Source organism: Roseivirga spongicola, from assembly GCF_001592965.1.
Lineage (GTDB): Bacteria > Bacteroidota > Bacteroidia > Cytophagales > Cyclobacteriaceae > Roseivirga > Roseivirga spongicola.
Genome location: NZ_LRPC01000012.1, coordinates 639,250 through 653,494, shown reverse-complemented (window position 1 = coordinate 653,494; position 14,245 = coordinate 639,250). Strand labels below are relative to the sequence as shown.

Below are 14,245 nucleotides of genomic sequence, written 5' to 3'. Positions count from 1 at the left end.
GTATGAGCTTAATGATAACCAAATTCAATTTTCGGCTATTAGCTCACAGAATAATAAACTACTAGAAAGCGGGGGTTCGAACGAAAACACTCCATCAGTAGTTACTCAACCAGTGCGGGTTGTTCAAAAGGCCACACTAATTAAAAACTAATGGGAAAGAAAGACGCTATTGTATTTAAATATTTTAAACGCGTATTTGACGATTATCAGGTACTTGTTTCTGTTAACCCTATTGACTTTTCAGGGACAGAATTAATCATTCACCCTGACGGAAGAATTGAAAAAACTGACATCCAGTTTGACGAAGACATCTATGAAGATCTAGAAGTAGATGAGTTCAAAGAAAGCAGCCCGTTGGAGTTTCAGCTTTACATGAAAAAAGACTTCTTCACTAGAGAAGATTAGCGCTACTTCTATTGCTAACTATCTGACCACAGCTAGTGGTCAGACGGTTATAAAAGATTCTTTTCAAAAGCGAAACGCACTAGGCCAGCTAGGTTCTTTACCCCCAACTTATTGATGATATTCTTTCGGTGTGTATCTACCGTATAAGCACTAATCGAAAGTTTCTCCGCTATTTCATTGGTAGTGTTTTCAAGGGCTATGAGCTTTACTATTTCTACTTCTCGTTTAGTTAATTGCACCTCATCAATTGCCTCTTGAGTTTTATCCAGGCTCTCTTTTAGTGAATCTGTTACGGCTTCTGAATAGAAGGACCCTCCATTGTTCACTTCAGTAATCGCCAAGATAAGATCCTTCTTACCTGCATTTTTTAACACACAACCCTGAACTCCTTCGGCAATTAGTTCTTTAGTAAACTGAGGGTTGTTGTGCATAGTGAGAACTAGCGTGTTTAGCGTCCTCCCTTTTTCCTTAAGCGCTCGAACCAACTGAATACCGTCCATTTCTGGCATATTGATATCTAAAAGAAGTACATCTGGAGACTCTGTTTCCAACTTTCTAAGCGCCTCCAAACCATTCAGAGCACTGCCAATAATCTTTATTTCTTCAACCTCTGAGAGAATAGAAGAAATACCATCAATCACAACTTGATGATCGTCAACTATAAAAATCCTAATCATTTTCTACTGGTATGTTTACTGAAACCGATGTTCCCACGCCTTTTCCTGAGTCTATATGAAAGCTTCCCTGGAGTTTATTTACTCTAACCTTTAGGTTGCTAAGCCCAATTCCACTAGAGGGTGAAGGCGTTGAAGGATCGAAGCCTTTGCCATCATCCTCTACAATTAAATTAACTATCTTCTCATCTTTATTTCGGATCAATTGAATAGTAGCCTCTTTAGCATCAGCGTGTTTTAGAATATTGCTGATCAACTCTTGAACTATGCGGTACAGCTGTAACTCTTGCTCACCGTCTAGTGCATTCTCCACATTATGGTGAATTAGGTTGAGTTTAATCTCACCAGACTCATTAATTCGATCAGTTAAATCCTTTAAAGCTGGTAAAAGTCCAAATTTGGCCAACACTCCAGAAAGTAGGTTGTGAGAGATGTTTCTAACTTCCCCTGCCGCTAAATCGAGAAGTTCACTAGCGGTAAGAAATTTCTTCTTTTCAGGATTATCTTCTGGTAGCTTCTCTTCTACAGCACTGAAATGGAGTTTTACCATAGAAAGAATTCCCCCTAATCTATCGTGCAAGTCTATAGCCACACGCTTTCTTTCCTGTTCCTGTCCTTCTAAAACACCCTGAAGTGAAGCGATCTCTTGTTCTTGGAGCAATTCATCTATGCGCTGTTTATTAAGCTCATCGTTTTTAGCTGCAATAGCTTTAATGTTCTTCCTCTTCTGATCTAGCAGGTAAAGCCAAATAAAAAGAATAACCAAAATTGCAGCCGCCACAATAAACGTGACTCTTCTATCCCTCTCTAAAGATAACGCTCTACTTTTCGCTTGTTCTGCTTCTAGCTCTGCCGAAGCTGTTTGATACTGCGCCCTTAGCTCTAACACCTTATCGTCATAGTTTCGGGAGTAAATTTCTTCTAATAGAGAATCAACATTTATCCTATAAAGGTTAGAATTCTTCTCATCACCAACATACTGATTGATTCTCGCTAACTTCTCACTTGCCGCCAAAGCAACCTCGGTCATTTCCTTTTCTGTACCGAGAACAAGCGCTTCCGTTAGATATTTTTGAGCACTATCTAGATAACTCAGGTTTGCTTCATACTGAAACAGATAGGTTTCCCCTAAGGCCTTAATATTATCTATTTCATAAGTGGCATAGCCTGCTTGTCTGTATAATTTAATCGTTTGTCTTCGCTCTTCAATAGACTTTAAATACTCCTTCCTAAAATCATAATTGGCAGCGTAATTATTAGCTACTGTAGCCAACATCAAGTAGTTATCTGGTGTGTTTTCTTGATAATATTTTCTTGATTTATCGTAAAAAATGAGAGCCGAATCTAGAAAAGCAAAGGCCTTAATGCTGTCATAATTTTCACTATTTCTATCTAAGGCTGATCCAGCAAGGTTGTCATAAACAATCCCTTTTGCTAAATCTGCACGAGCCACAAAACTCTTATTCCCCCATAGTTCTGCTGTTCTTCTTGCCTTTTGATATACCTCAGAGGCCAAATCCATTTTATTAATTCTATAATGAACACCAGCCATGGTAAAATAGGCGCGAGTAATAAACTCATAATTCGATTCTCTTTCTGCTGCTAGAGCGATATTTTGGGAAATAATAAGTGCCGAATCGTACTTAGCTGCGGTACTGTATTCATCCGCTTTCCTTATAAGCCTCAGCCATTCCTCTTCTTGTGCAGTACGTTCATCATCCTGCCAAGCATGTGCATCAACAGAAAACAAAAGCAGCACTAAGAAGAGGAAATAGTTTCTTGAATTCATGGCTCAAAAATAACAGAACTAAGTACCACTGCCAGGAGGAGGGGTATTTGTTTCTACTGCTCCATCTTCATCAGGATCAGGATTTCCCGGGTCGTCTGGATCAACAGGATCATCTGGATTTGGCATTCTACTTACAAAATTGAAATTAAGACTCTTAAAAAGCACTCTTTCTGAAGTGTTGAGTTGTTTTAACATCGGACTGTTGTTTTAGTTAAAGAAATCCTTCAAAGGAGGTTGCCAATCCAAAAGTACCGTCCATGCTCTTTGGTTGAGTATCGTGTGAGGTTTAAGACAAAAAAACCTTTATTTCCGATTCATGAAAATACCTAATTCTCGGTATTTTATTCTTTTTTCAATAACCGTTTTCTCATTAATAAATTCTTAATACCTTTGCCCCCCAATGGCAGAGGGATGCGACCAGCTCCTGCTGAACTCCCCCAGGCTGGGAACAGAGCAAGGGTAGGCGGTTGTAGCGGTGCGACATCCTGATGCCTTTTTTTATTCCCCTCTTTATTGTAATATCAAGGTAAACTTTTTCTTATGTCTGTTTACCTAGCTGAGTTTATCGGCACCGCAATTCTCCTTTATTTTGGCAATAGTGTAAATGCAGCCACCACCCTTAATTTCTCTTATGCAAAAGGTTCGGGCTGGATTGTAACCGCTATTGGCTGGGGCCTCTCTGTTACTTTTGGAATTTACGCTGTGGGCAGTATTAGTGGCGCGCACATAAACCCAGCGGTTACCACATCTTTAGCAATAGCCGGTGAATTAGAGTGGACCTTAGTACCAGGATATATTATAGCTCAAGTTTTAGGTGGCATTTTTGGCGCCACACTTACTTGGCTTCAATATTTACCCCACTGGAGAAAAACAGAAGATAAGGCAGCGAAGCTAGGTGTTTTCTGTACTGCGGGAGCAGTAGACCAAAAAAGCGCTAACCTAGTGAGTGAAATAATGGGCACTATGATCCTTATGATGGGCCTATTAATGATAGGTGCCAACGAGTTTACTGAGGGCCTCAACCCTCTCGTAGTTGGCGGATTGATTACTTTAATAGGAATGGCTCAGGGAGGAACAACAGGCTACGCCATCAATCCAGCTAGAGATTTTGGCCCTAGGATTGCGCATTTCTTGTTACCAATCAGTGGGAAAGGTAGTTCAAACTGGAGTTATTCGTGGATTCCAATCTTAGGCCCAATCATTGGAGGAGGCTCAGGAGCAGCCCTTTACTACTTAATATTTAAAGATGGCACAAACATTCTCGGTTGGATCGCCATAGCTGGAACACTTTTGGCAATTGCTTATGCTGTAGCCGTTGAACTGAAAGCTGATAAAACAACAGCATAGCACCAACAAATCTCTCGAAAGCCACTTCGAGTATTCCCAAATACTATAGTTATTCCCATAACGGGACTACCCATTCCTTAAAATCGCTGTTTTTGGACAAATTTCGATATGGTAGGTGTTTTGCCTAAGAAATAGGCAAAACACTGATTTGATGAAAACTTATAAGAAAATGACCAGCGCCAATAAAACATTCATACTTGTCTTTGGTATGATGGCCTTATTCATGAGCTACCAAACCATTACCAATCTATTCATTGTATAGATGTCTCTTCCTCATTGAAACAACTATTCCTTTTTGCCACCAATCATGAGCAACTCATTCAAGTTTATTTCGGTAATGAATCTTCTCTCACCTGAATTAGTTTCATAGCTTCTATGCGTTAACTTCCCTTCTAAGGCCACCTCCTGTCCTTTAGTAAGATACTCTCCGGCAATCTCCCCTACTTTACCCCAAGCCACAATATTATGCCACTGCGTTTCCTCAACTTTATCTCCACTAGAGTTTCTATAAGAGTCTGAAGTGGCAATAGAAAAGGTAGTTAGTTTCTTTCCACTTGTTAATGTTTTTACTTCAGGATCCTGACCCAATCTTCCAATTAACTGTACGCGGTTTCTTAAATTTTGCATGACTATAAAATTTATATGTTGAAAATTCTTTGCTGTCGTTCGGTTATCGAATTGACAATGCCAAAGTAAAAGCAAGCTCAAAAAGAGAGTCGGTTGTTAAACAGTTGTAATCATTTGTAGTCGCTTACAAACGGATAATCCCTGTTTTTCGCTATTTTGAGAGGATTGTTAAAACACACATTATGGAAGAAAGAACTTGTTTAGAATGTGGTGAGCCACTAAAAGGCAGAGCAGACAAGAAGTTTTGTGACGATGCCTGCCGCAATTCCTATAACAATCGGCAGAATTCAGATGCCAACAATTACGTTCGCAATGTGCATTATGTGCTCCGAAAAAACAGGCGGATTCTGGAAGAACTCAACCCAGAAGGAACCACAAAAGCCCACCGCTCGAAACTGGTAGAGAAAGGCTTTGACTTTGATTACCACACCAGCATGTACACTACCAAAGCAGGAGCGACATATTTATTTTGTTATGAGTACGGATACTTACCCATTGAAGGTGATATGATGGTTTTGGTTAAGAAAAAAGAGTACGAGAATTGAGCTTCAACCATATCTTCTTCTGGAACGAAAAGCTTCATTAACACTGAAGGCCGGATGGACTATCAGAAACTTTCAATTGCTATTTAACGCTTCTCAAAAAACACTAGCTTTGTAGACAATCATAAACCCAAAAAAATCGAAAATGAAGTTCTTTATTGATACTGCGAATTTAAGTGACATTCAAGAGGCTTACGACCTTGGCGTTTTGGATGGGGTAACTACCAATCCTTCACTTATGGCTAAGGAAGGAATTGCCGGACACGACAAAGTAATGGCACACTATAAGGCAATATGCGACATTGTTGATGACAATGTAAGTGCAGAGGTAATTGCTACCGATTTTGACGGGATAATTAAAGAAGGTAAGGAGTTAGCGAAAATTGACGACAAGATTGTTGTTAAAGTTCCTATGATCAAAGATGGAGTGAAAGCAATTAAGTATTTTACTTCTGAAGGAATTAGAACTAACTGTACTTTGGTATTCTCTTCTGGCCAAGCTTTGCTAGCTGCAAAAGCAGGAGCATCTTACGTATCTCCATTTATTGGAAGACTAGATGACGTTGGAGCAGATGGCCTTCAATTAATTCAAGACATTGTAGACATTTATGACAACTACGGCTACATCACAGAAGTATTAGCTGCATCTGTTAGACACACCATGCACCTTATTCAATGTGCAGAAATTGGTGCCGATGTAGTTACTTGTCCTCTGAATGTAATTACCAGTCTTTTGAATCACCCATTAACAGACAAAGGATTAGCTCAATTCTTGGCAGACCACAAGAAAGCCAATGGATAAAACATTAACTACTGCTCCGGGTTATTCAAATATCCCGGAGCTAACTTCAAAAATGTATATCATCAAGGTTAAAGGCAAGGCCAAAATTCCAGATTACATACAACTGCGCGATGAGAACTTTGTGCTCATTGCCTACTTTAGAGCAGATCGTCCATTAAAAAATCTGGATAAATATGGACTTGATGGCAAAGAATCTGCGTTAAAGCAGTTAATTACCGATTTACCTTTTGGTAAACTTCAAAAACTAGAAATCTAAATGACTTTTTCCGGAGAACCCATTGTACGCATTGTTGAAGCCAGTATTTTTCAAGAAGACACTACCGTACTAAATAATATTGACCTTAAAATTGAAAAAGGTGAATTCGTTTATTTGGTGGGCAGAACCGGAAGTGGCAAAAGTTCGCTGTTAAAAACTTTATATTGCGACCTTCCCCTTTATATGGGAAGCATTAGAATTGCAGGTTTCGACATTGAGAGCATTAAGCGAAATCAAATCCCTCTATTAAGGAGAAAGCTAGGCATCATATTTCAGGATTTTCAGCTTCTACCCGATCGAAACGTAGCAGAGAACATTTATTTTGTTATGCGTGCTACTGGCTGGAAAGACAAAGCAAAAATGAAAAGTCGTTTAGCTGAAGTATTGATGCGAGTGGGTTTAGGCGCAGTATCTAACAAAATGCCGCATCAGCTATCTGGCGGAGAACAACAAAGAGTTGTAATTGCCAGAGCACTCATAAACGAACCAAGCCTTTTAATTGCTGACGAACCTACGGGAAACTTAGACCCCGAGGTATCTGATGGAATCTTTAAAACTTTCTTAGAGATCAATAAAAGTGGAACAGCTGTATTAATGGCCACTCACGACTTCAAGCTGATCGAGAATTACCCAAAGAGAACTTTACGCTGTGAAAACGGAAAGGTAATAGATTCTGCAGCACAAAAAGTAGAGCCTACTATATAGAAGAATCCATTAGCTCTTCTTGCATGCTTTCAGGAAGCTTCTCTCTTTCTAATATCTCTAACTGCCCATCCATCACTCGCAATTTCTGTCGTAATAGGTGAATTAACCTTTCCATGACTTGCTCAGAAGGCTGGCTTTCTAAGAATAATTCTTTAAGGTCTGCATAAATATCATCGAGCTCCTGCATCTCTACTTTCAGGTTTACCGTGGCCACTTCAGAATCTAACTCTGACTCCAACCTCTCCTTTTTATTGGCAATAAGTGAGGTATAGAAAGTCTCTAACTCCTGAAACTTCTCAACATTAGAAGCTTCTAGGTCATTCGTAGGCTGAACTTCATATCTGTCGACAAGCAAATAGCCTACTGCCCCTAACAGCAAAAACACGGCTGCTTTCCAATACCAACCTACATTAGGTTTAGAAACAGGCTGAGCTTCAAAATTCAACTGAGACTCAATGCGAGTCCAATTGTCTTCTTTTGGTTCTGAAGCATCAAAAGCCTCCCTGTTCTCTATTATAAATTTCTCTAGTTTATCCTTACCCTGCATATTTCAATTCCTCCTTCAGTATTTCCCTCAACTTCTTTTTCGATCTATTGAACTGAGATTTAGAAGTAGATTCAGTAATATCTAGTATCTGCCCAATCTCTTTATGGTCATATCCCTCTATTAGATAAAGTGTCAGTACCAATCGATACCCCTCTGGCAGCTTACTTATGCCTTCCTTCACCAAGCCTACATCATAAGAGAGGTTGGCTTCTTCTACAGGTTCTGCTATTGCACTCTCATCTTCTTTACCATCTACAGACTCAAAATTCATTCTCCTTTTTTTGACCGCATTGATAGCATTATTAACCACAATTCTCTTTAACCAACTTCCAAATGAGGCCGAGCCCTTAAAACTAGAGAGGTTCTTAAATGCACTTACAAAAGACTCTTGAAGCACATCTTCAGCATCCATTTCATTACCGGTAATTCTAAGGCACGTGTTATACATTGCTTTAGAATAAAGCTTGTAGATTTCATAATGAGCCGTACGATCTCCTTGTAGACAACGGTCAATTATGGGTTGATGAATATTATGGTAACTAGTATTCAAATCTTATAAGATCATGCTAAAGACAACACTCTTTTAAGTGGGTTGCATGTAGAAAGATAATTATTAAAAACCAAAGCGAGAACACTCAACTAAAAGGCATAAAAAAAGCACCATTTCAGGTGCTTTCACTTAGAATCTTATTGAAGCCTACTTGAGGCCGTTAAGGCTATTTTGCGCAGCTTCAAATTCAGGGCTTATTTCCAAAGCTTTGGTAAAGTGTCCCCTAGCCTTTTCTTTATTTCCTTGATCTAAAGCAATAAGGCCCTTAAGGTTCTCTACAGCTGCTGAAAACTTTACTTCCTGAGTTGAACCATCTTCTTTAGCCAAACCGATAACCTCATCTGCTGCCACCTTTCCAGTAAGAATACCTAGGTTAGAATTTGCCTGGTCATACCTATCTAGTAAATACTGTAAGTAAGAAACCTGATATAAAATGGTTGAATTATCAGTAGCTAACCACATGGCCTCATACTGTTCAATGGCCTTATCGTAAAGCCTTAAATTTTCATAACTAACCGCAGCAACCTCTAAAGCAAATAGATTATTTGGATGTAGGTTGATCATATCCATGGCTACCATGGCACTAGAAACGAACTGACCATTTCCGAAGTAAATCTCAGCCAAAGACTTTAAAACAGAGGTATCGCCAGGGTTAAGCAAAGTCATTTCTAACAAGGCCTGCTTACTAACGGTCAAATCGTTGTAACGTTGGGCTCGGTTATACAAGGCCATAGCCTTAGCATATTCATTATTTACATAAGCACTATCCTGAGCCATAGCTTCCTGACCTACAAAACCTAGAAACAAAGCCAGAAACAACAGTTTTATCTTTTTCATTTTATGGTTATTAATTCTTAGTATCTTCAACAATTAAGCCCCGCTCCTCACCTAGCTTAAGTAAGAATTTAAAGGCATTCTCATATTCGTTTTGAATTTCACCTTCTAATACCGCCTCTTTCAACGCCTCTTTTAATTCACCAACTTCTTTTCCTGGCTTCAAGCCGAAAGTCTGCATGATGATTTCTCCGGTGATAACTGGCTGGAAGTTACGAATTTTATCCTTCTCCTCTACTTCACGCATTTTTTCTTCAACCTTATCAAAGTTGTTCAAAAAACGCTGAACCTTTTGATTGTTTTTGGAAGTAATATCTGCCCTGCAAAGCATCATTAAATCATCAATATCATCGCCTGCCTCATAAAGCAGTCTGCGAATAGCTGAATCAGTAATTTCATCTTTAACCAATGCTATTGGTCTTAAATGAAGTCGCACTAGCTTTTTCACATAGCGCATTGGCTCGCCCATTGGTAGCTTCATTCTCCTGAAAATACCCGGAACCATTCTGGCTCCTTTGTCTTCATGGCCATGGAATGTCCAGCCTACCTTTTTGTTAAAACGCTTAGTGGCAGGTTTGGCAATATCGTGCAATATTGCAGCCCATCTCAGGTATAAATCATCCGTATTTTCACTGATATTATCTAGCACCTGAAGCGTATGGTAGAAGTTATCCTTATGTGACTTATCTTCTATAGTTTGCACCCCTTGAAGCTCAACCATTTCTGGGAAAATTTCCTTCAAAAGACCTGTATAGTAAAGGAGCTTAAACCCATAAGAGGGTTTTTCAGACATGATGATCTTATTCAGCTCTACTATAATACGTTCGGCAGAAACTATAGAAATTCGATCTTTCATCTGCTGAATACCTTCAAAGGTATCCCCATCAATATCAAAATTCAGCTGAGAGGCGAAACGAATAGCACGCATCATTCTAAGAGGATCGTCCGAAAAAGTAGCTTCAGGAGCCAATGGAGTTTTAATGATTTTCTCCTTTAGGTCTTCCATTCCATTGAATGGATCTACCAACTCCCCGAAGCGATCTTTATTCAAACAAATAGCAAAAGCGTTGATGGTGAAGTCCCTTCTATTCTGATCGTCTTGAAGGCTGCCATCTTCTACAATGGGCTTCCTTGAATTTCTTTGGTACGACTCTTTTCTGGCGCCAACAAATTCTAGTTCCCAGTCATCTTGCTTAATGTTGGCAGTACCGAAGTTCTTAAAGACGTTAAAAGGTAAATTACCTCCCAATTCTTTGTGCACCGCCTTAGCCAACTCAACTCCACTGCCTACACAGACAAAGTCAATATCCTTGCTAGATCTTTCCAACAGAATGTCGCGCACGAAACCTCCAACAACATAGGTTTCGAGGTCAAGCTGGTCGGCTACCTTTCCTACGGTTTTAAATACGGGTTCCGTTAAATGCTTAGATAAATTCATGGTACTTTCTGCCAAAAGGCTGCAAAGTTAGGGCTTTCTTCAGGCCTATTCAAAAAGTAATTTAGGGCATGCCTAGAAAGAATATATTTGTCGGGCAGGTTTAAGCACAAAAGTCTTACCTTTGTATCCCATAAGTTAATTTCTGTTTATCCAAACTTATGGCATCAGCTAAATACATCTTTGTTACCGGTGGGGTAACATCTTCCTTAGGAAAAGGCATCATTGCGGCATCGCTGGCTAATTTATTGCAAGCCAGAGGTTACCGTGTGACCATCCAAAAATTCGACCCGTATCTCAATGTAGATCCTGGAACCTTAAACCCTTATGAGCACGGTGAGTGCTACGTAACGGATGATGGTGCCGAGACCGACCTTGACCTTGGTCATTATGAGAGATTTTTGAATACCCCGACCTCTCAGGCCAACAATGTAACTACAGGTAGAATCTACTATAATGTAATTACCAAAGAAAGAAGAGGCGATTACCTCGGGAAAACTGTTCAGGTAATTCCTCATATTACTGACGAAATAAAGCGCAACTTCTTCAAGCTTGGAGAAACTGGCGACTACGATATTGTTATTACTGAAATTGGTGGTTGTGTAGGCGACATTGAATCGCTTCCATTTATTGAGGCTGTTAGACAGGCCCGATGGGATGTTGGCGAATCTAACTGCATGGTAATTCACCTTACTCTAATTCCTTACCTAAGTGCAGCCAAAGAGCTTAAAACTAAGCCAACACAGCACTCTGTAAAGCAACTCCTTGAAGCAGGTATTCAGCCAGATATATTGGTGTGTAGATCTGAGAAGTCTCTTCCTAATGACATTAGAAAGAAATTGGCACTCTTCTGCAACGTGCAGCTCAATTCTGTTATTGAAGCATTAGACGCAGACACCATTTATGATGTGCCAATGCTTATGAGAAAAGAAAAACTCGATGAGCGTGTACTAGCGAAGTTCAGGCTTCCACACAAAGAACAACCTCAAATAGATGAGTGGAGAAGATTCTTAAGCAAGGTAAAAAACCCAACCAATGAGGTAAATATTGGCCTTGTGGGTAAATACGTGGAGCTACCAGATGCTTATAAATCAATTGCAGAGGCTTTCATCCATGCAGGTGCCCATTTAGAATGTAGAGTGAACGTTCACTGGATATCTTCAGAAACTATCACCTCTAAAACCGTAAATAGAACACTGAAAGACATGGATGGTGTTTTAGTGGCTCCAGGCTTTGGAGAAAGAGGCTTTGAAGGAAAAATTGAGGCCATTCGCTATGTAAGAGAGAACGATATACCTTTCTTTGGCATTTGTTTGGGAATGCAGTGTGCTGTGGTAGAGTTTGCTAGAAATGTATTGGGTCTTGAAGGCGCCACCTCTTCTGAGATGGATAAAGAAACTGCTCATCCGGTTATAGACCTCATGGAAGAGCAGAAGAACATTCAAGATTATGGCGGTACTATGCGACTTGGTGCTTATGACTGTAAGTTGAAAAAGAACTCTAGAAGTTATTCGGCTTATGGTGATACAGAAATTAAAGAAAGACACCGCCATAGATACGAGTTCAACAACAAGTACCTGAAAGATTACGAAGCTGCTGGTATGAAGGCTGCTGGTACAAACCCTGACTCCGGACTTGTAGAAATAATGGAAATTCCGAAACACCCTTATTTTGTAGGTGTTCAGTTCCACCCAGAGTTAAAAAGTACAGTTATGACCCCGCATCCTCTATTCATAAGCTTTATAGATGCGGTAGTTAAATCGAAGAAAAATAAATTGAATTAGAAATATGGACAGAAATCAGGCCATTGGCCTTGTCTTAATTGCCGGAATACTGATAGTATATTCATTGGTATTCAGGCCACCAAGCCCTGAAGAAGCAATTGTTTCAGGAGCTGACACTACGGCTGTAGTTACCCCTGAAGAGAATCAGCAATTGGTTGATAACACTCAGGCAGAAACCACTCAACCAGCCAATCAAGACTCTCTTTTAAACTCTAAGTATGGTGCTTTTGCTTCAGCAATGTCTGGAAACGAAGAGACCTTTACTGTAGAAACCGAGAAAGCTAAGTATAACTTCAGCACTAAGGGTGGAGCTATTAAATCAGTAGAATTAAAGGAATACAAAACTCATTTAAAGGAGCCTCTAATTCTCTTCGATGAATCTAGCAACAGTCAACAATTACAGATTGGTACTACCAATGGCATTGTAGATTTAGCTTCACTAAACTACAAAGCTAATAAAGGGACCCTTAGCATTAGCGAAGGAGATTCTACTACCATAGCTTTTGTGGCCACATTAGCCGATGGCTCTAGTGTTGAACAGTCTTACACCATCTTTAACGATAAGTATGATCTAGACTACAGCATTAAGCTAAACGGACTAGAGAATAAGGTGCTAACCAATGACATGACTATTGTATGGGAAGACAATATGAAGCGCTTTGAGCACAACCTAGAAGATGCTAGAAACAAGACCACTGTTCGTTACTATACTTTAGAAGAAGACTCTGATAACCTAAAGGAAATTGCCAACGATCCGCAATCTGAAACCGTTGGTGAAGGCGTTAAATGGGCATCGTTTTCTCAAAAGTTCTTCAACGCAGGTATTATAGCTGATAAAGGCTTTAGCAGTGCTACTTTCGCCACCATTCCTGTTGCAGATAGCAGCCATGTAGAAATTGGTAAAATGGAACTGATAGTTCCGATGAGCGACCTATATTCTGGCGCTGATTTTACTTATTACTTCGGACCGAACAGCTACAAGGTACTTAAGAAAGTTACTGACGGATACGAGGACAACGTATACATGGGCTACAAGCTAGTGAGCTGGGTAAATAAGCTCATTATTGTTCCATTGTTTAGCTTCTTGGAGCAGCACATTGCCAACTATGGTGTAATCATCATCATTATTGTGTTGATCATTAAGCTAGCGCTATTCCCGCTTTCTAGAAAGTCTTACCTCTCTATGGCGAAAATGAAGGTTTTAAAGCCTGAGTTAGATGCCTTAAAAGAAAAGACTGGTGGAGACATGCAAGCTCAGCAACAAGAGCAAATGAAGCTATACAGAGAGATGGGCGTTAACCCTATCAGTGGTTGTGTACCTCTCCTACTTCAGATGCCTTTCCTTTTTGCCATGTTCTTCTTCTTCCCGAATAGCATTGAGTTAAGAGGAGAATCTTTCTTATGGGCTCACGATCTATCAACTTATGATGTATTGATTAACCTTCCATTCACCATTCCATTCTATGGCTCTCACGTGAGTGGTTTCACTCTATTGATGACGCTTTCAACTTTGGCTATTACCTGGTCTAACAACCAAGTAAGCTCAGTTCAAGGCCCAATGAAGAATATTGGTTATTTCATGCCAGTTATCTTCATGTTTGTGTTGAACAGCTACTCAGCAGGTTTAAGTTTCTACTACTTTGTTTCCAACCTAGTGACTTTCGGTCAGCAAACATTGATTAGAAGGTTTGTTGATGAAGATAAAATCAGAGAGCAACTGATGGAAAACAAAAAGAAAGCTGGCACTAAAGGCAAGTCTAAATTCCAGCAACGATTGGAAGACGCCATGAAGGCCAGCCAAGAGGCTCAACGACAAAAACAGAACAAGAAGAAAAAGTAAATATTAAAGCCCTCAACCGAGGGCTTTTTTATTATAGCTCATTAAGTTGAAGGTTATCAATACCTTATAAAGTTATCAACGATTAAGGTTCTTTTTGTGTTAATAACC

At 39.7% G+C, this 14,245-nt stretch carries 16 protein-coding genes and 1 other RNA gene; 9 read left to right on the top strand and 8 right to left on the bottom strand.

Going from position 1 to position 14,245, the window contains the following annotated elements; all coding sequences use genetic code 11:
- Positions 1–150: 150 nt before the first annotated feature.
- Positions 151–405 (top strand): hypothetical protein, encoded by a 255-nt coding sequence (locus AWW68_RS10800; RefSeq protein ID WP_068220685.1) that lies wholly within the window; start codon positions 151–153, stop codon positions 403–405.
- A 47-nt stretch (positions 406–452) separates the two neighbouring features.
- On the opposite strand, the gene AWW68_RS10795 is transcribed toward AWW68_RS10800, so the two are convergent.
- From AWW68_RS10795 to AWW68_RS20085, 3 genes are read right to left on the bottom strand one after another with little or no spacing between them, the layout of a single operon-like run.
- Positions 453–1,082 carry a response regulator gene (locus AWW68_RS10795; RefSeq protein ID WP_068220680.1) on the bottom strand — a complete coding sequence of 210 codons (630 nt, stop codon included), beginning with the start codon at positions 1,080–1,082 and terminating at the stop codon, positions 453–455.
- Complete coding sequence (locus tag AWW68_RS10790) at positions 1,075–2,868, bottom strand: sensor histidine kinase (RefSeq protein ID WP_068220677.1); 1,794 nt, start codon at positions 2,866–2,868, stop codon at positions 1,075–1,077. The genes AWW68_RS10795 and AWW68_RS10790 overlap by 8 nt, the downstream gene beginning before the upstream one ends.
- Positions 2,869–2,886: 18 nt before the next feature.
- The gene (locus AWW68_RS20085) at positions 2,887–3,063 is read right to left on the bottom strand and encodes a hypothetical protein (RefSeq protein WP_157717613.1); all 177 of its coding nucleotides are present in this window, start codon (positions 3,061–3,063) and stop codon (positions 2,887–2,889) included.
- 210 nt (positions 3,064–3,273) lie between these two features.
- Here AWW68_RS20085 and ffs point away from each other — a divergent pair.
- Positions 3,274–3,361, top strand: an RNA gene (ffs, locus tag AWW68_RS10785) — signal recognition particle sRNA small type.
- A 47-nt stretch (positions 3,362–3,408) separates the two neighbouring features.
- Positions 3,409–4,215: an MIP/aquaporin family protein gene (locus AWW68_RS10780; RefSeq protein ID WP_068220674.1), complete on the top strand. Its 807-nt coding sequence runs from the start codon at positions 3,409–3,411 to the stop codon at positions 4,213–4,215.
- 285 nt (positions 4,216–4,500) lie between these two features.
- On the opposite strand, the gene AWW68_RS10775 is transcribed toward AWW68_RS10780, so the two are convergent.
- Complete coding sequence (locus AWW68_RS10775; protein ID WP_068220671.1) at positions 4,501–4,842, bottom strand: single-stranded DNA-binding protein; 342 nt, start codon at positions 4,840–4,842, stop codon at positions 4,501–4,503.
- Between the two features lie 182 nt (positions 4,843–5,024).
- Between AWW68_RS10775 and AWW68_RS10770 the strand changes: the two genes are divergently transcribed.
- From AWW68_RS10770 to AWW68_RS10755, 4 genes are all read left to right on the top strand, one after another.
- Complete coding sequence (locus AWW68_RS10770; protein WP_068220669.1) at positions 5,025–5,387, top strand: hypothetical protein; 363 nt, start codon at positions 5,025–5,027, stop codon at positions 5,385–5,387.
- A 142-nt stretch (positions 5,388–5,529) separates the two neighbouring features.
- Positions 5,530–6,186, top strand: coding sequence for a fructose-6-phosphate aldolase (gene fsa, locus AWW68_RS10765; RefSeq protein ID WP_068220666.1), 657 nt, complete (start codon positions 5,530–5,532; stop codon positions 6,184–6,186).
- 52 nt (positions 6,187–6,238) lie between these two features.
- Positions 6,239–6,442 carry a fructose-6-phosphate aldolase gene (locus AWW68_RS10760; protein WP_068220854.1) on the top strand — a complete coding sequence of 68 codons (204 nt, stop codon included), beginning with the start codon at positions 6,239–6,241 and terminating at the stop codon, positions 6,440–6,442.
- Entirely contained in the window at positions 6,443–7,147 is a 705-nt protein-coding gene (locus tag AWW68_RS10755) for a cell division ATP-binding protein FtsE (protein ID WP_068220663.1), read from the top strand.
- Here AWW68_RS10755 and AWW68_RS10750 read toward each other — a convergent pair.
- The 4 genes from AWW68_RS10750 to AWW68_RS10735 form a co-directional block, all read right to left on the bottom strand.
- Positions 7,140–7,694 carry a hypothetical protein gene (locus AWW68_RS10750; protein ID WP_068220661.1) on the bottom strand — a complete coding sequence of 185 codons (555 nt, stop codon included), beginning with the start codon at positions 7,692–7,694 and terminating at the stop codon, positions 7,140–7,142. The genes AWW68_RS10755 and AWW68_RS10750 overlap by 8 nt on opposite strands.
- Positions 7,684–8,142, bottom strand: a complete 459-nt coding sequence (locus tag AWW68_RS10745) for an RNA polymerase sigma factor (RefSeq protein ID WP_245660228.1) — start codon at positions 8,140–8,142, stop codon at positions 7,684–7,686. The genes AWW68_RS10750 and AWW68_RS10745 overlap by 11 nt, the downstream gene beginning before the upstream one ends.
- Before the next feature lie 249 nt (positions 8,143–8,391).
- Positions 8,392–9,081 (bottom strand): tetratricopeptide repeat protein, encoded by a 690-nt coding sequence (locus tag AWW68_RS10740; protein WP_068220654.1) that lies wholly within the window; start codon positions 9,079–9,081, stop codon positions 8,392–8,394.
- A gap of 10 nt (positions 9,082–9,091) precedes the next feature.
- Complete coding sequence (locus tag AWW68_RS10735) at positions 9,092–10,516, bottom strand: CCA tRNA nucleotidyltransferase (RefSeq protein ID WP_068220652.1); 1,425 nt, start codon at positions 10,514–10,516, stop codon at positions 9,092–9,094.
- Positions 10,517–10,674: 158 nt separating this feature from the next.
- Between AWW68_RS10735 and AWW68_RS10730 the strand changes: the two genes are divergently transcribed.
- Both AWW68_RS10730 and yidC read left to right on the top strand, forming a co-directional pair.
- Complete coding sequence (locus AWW68_RS10730; protein WP_068220649.1) at positions 10,675–12,297, top strand: CTP synthase; 1,623 nt, start codon at positions 10,675–10,677, stop codon at positions 12,295–12,297.
- Positions 12,298–12,301: 4 nt separating this feature from the next.
- Positions 12,302–14,137, top strand: a complete 1,836-nt coding sequence (gene yidC, locus AWW68_RS10725; RefSeq protein ID WP_068220646.1) for a membrane protein insertase YidC — start codon at positions 12,302–12,304, stop codon at positions 14,135–14,137.
- Positions 14,138–14,245: the final 108 nt, after the last annotated feature.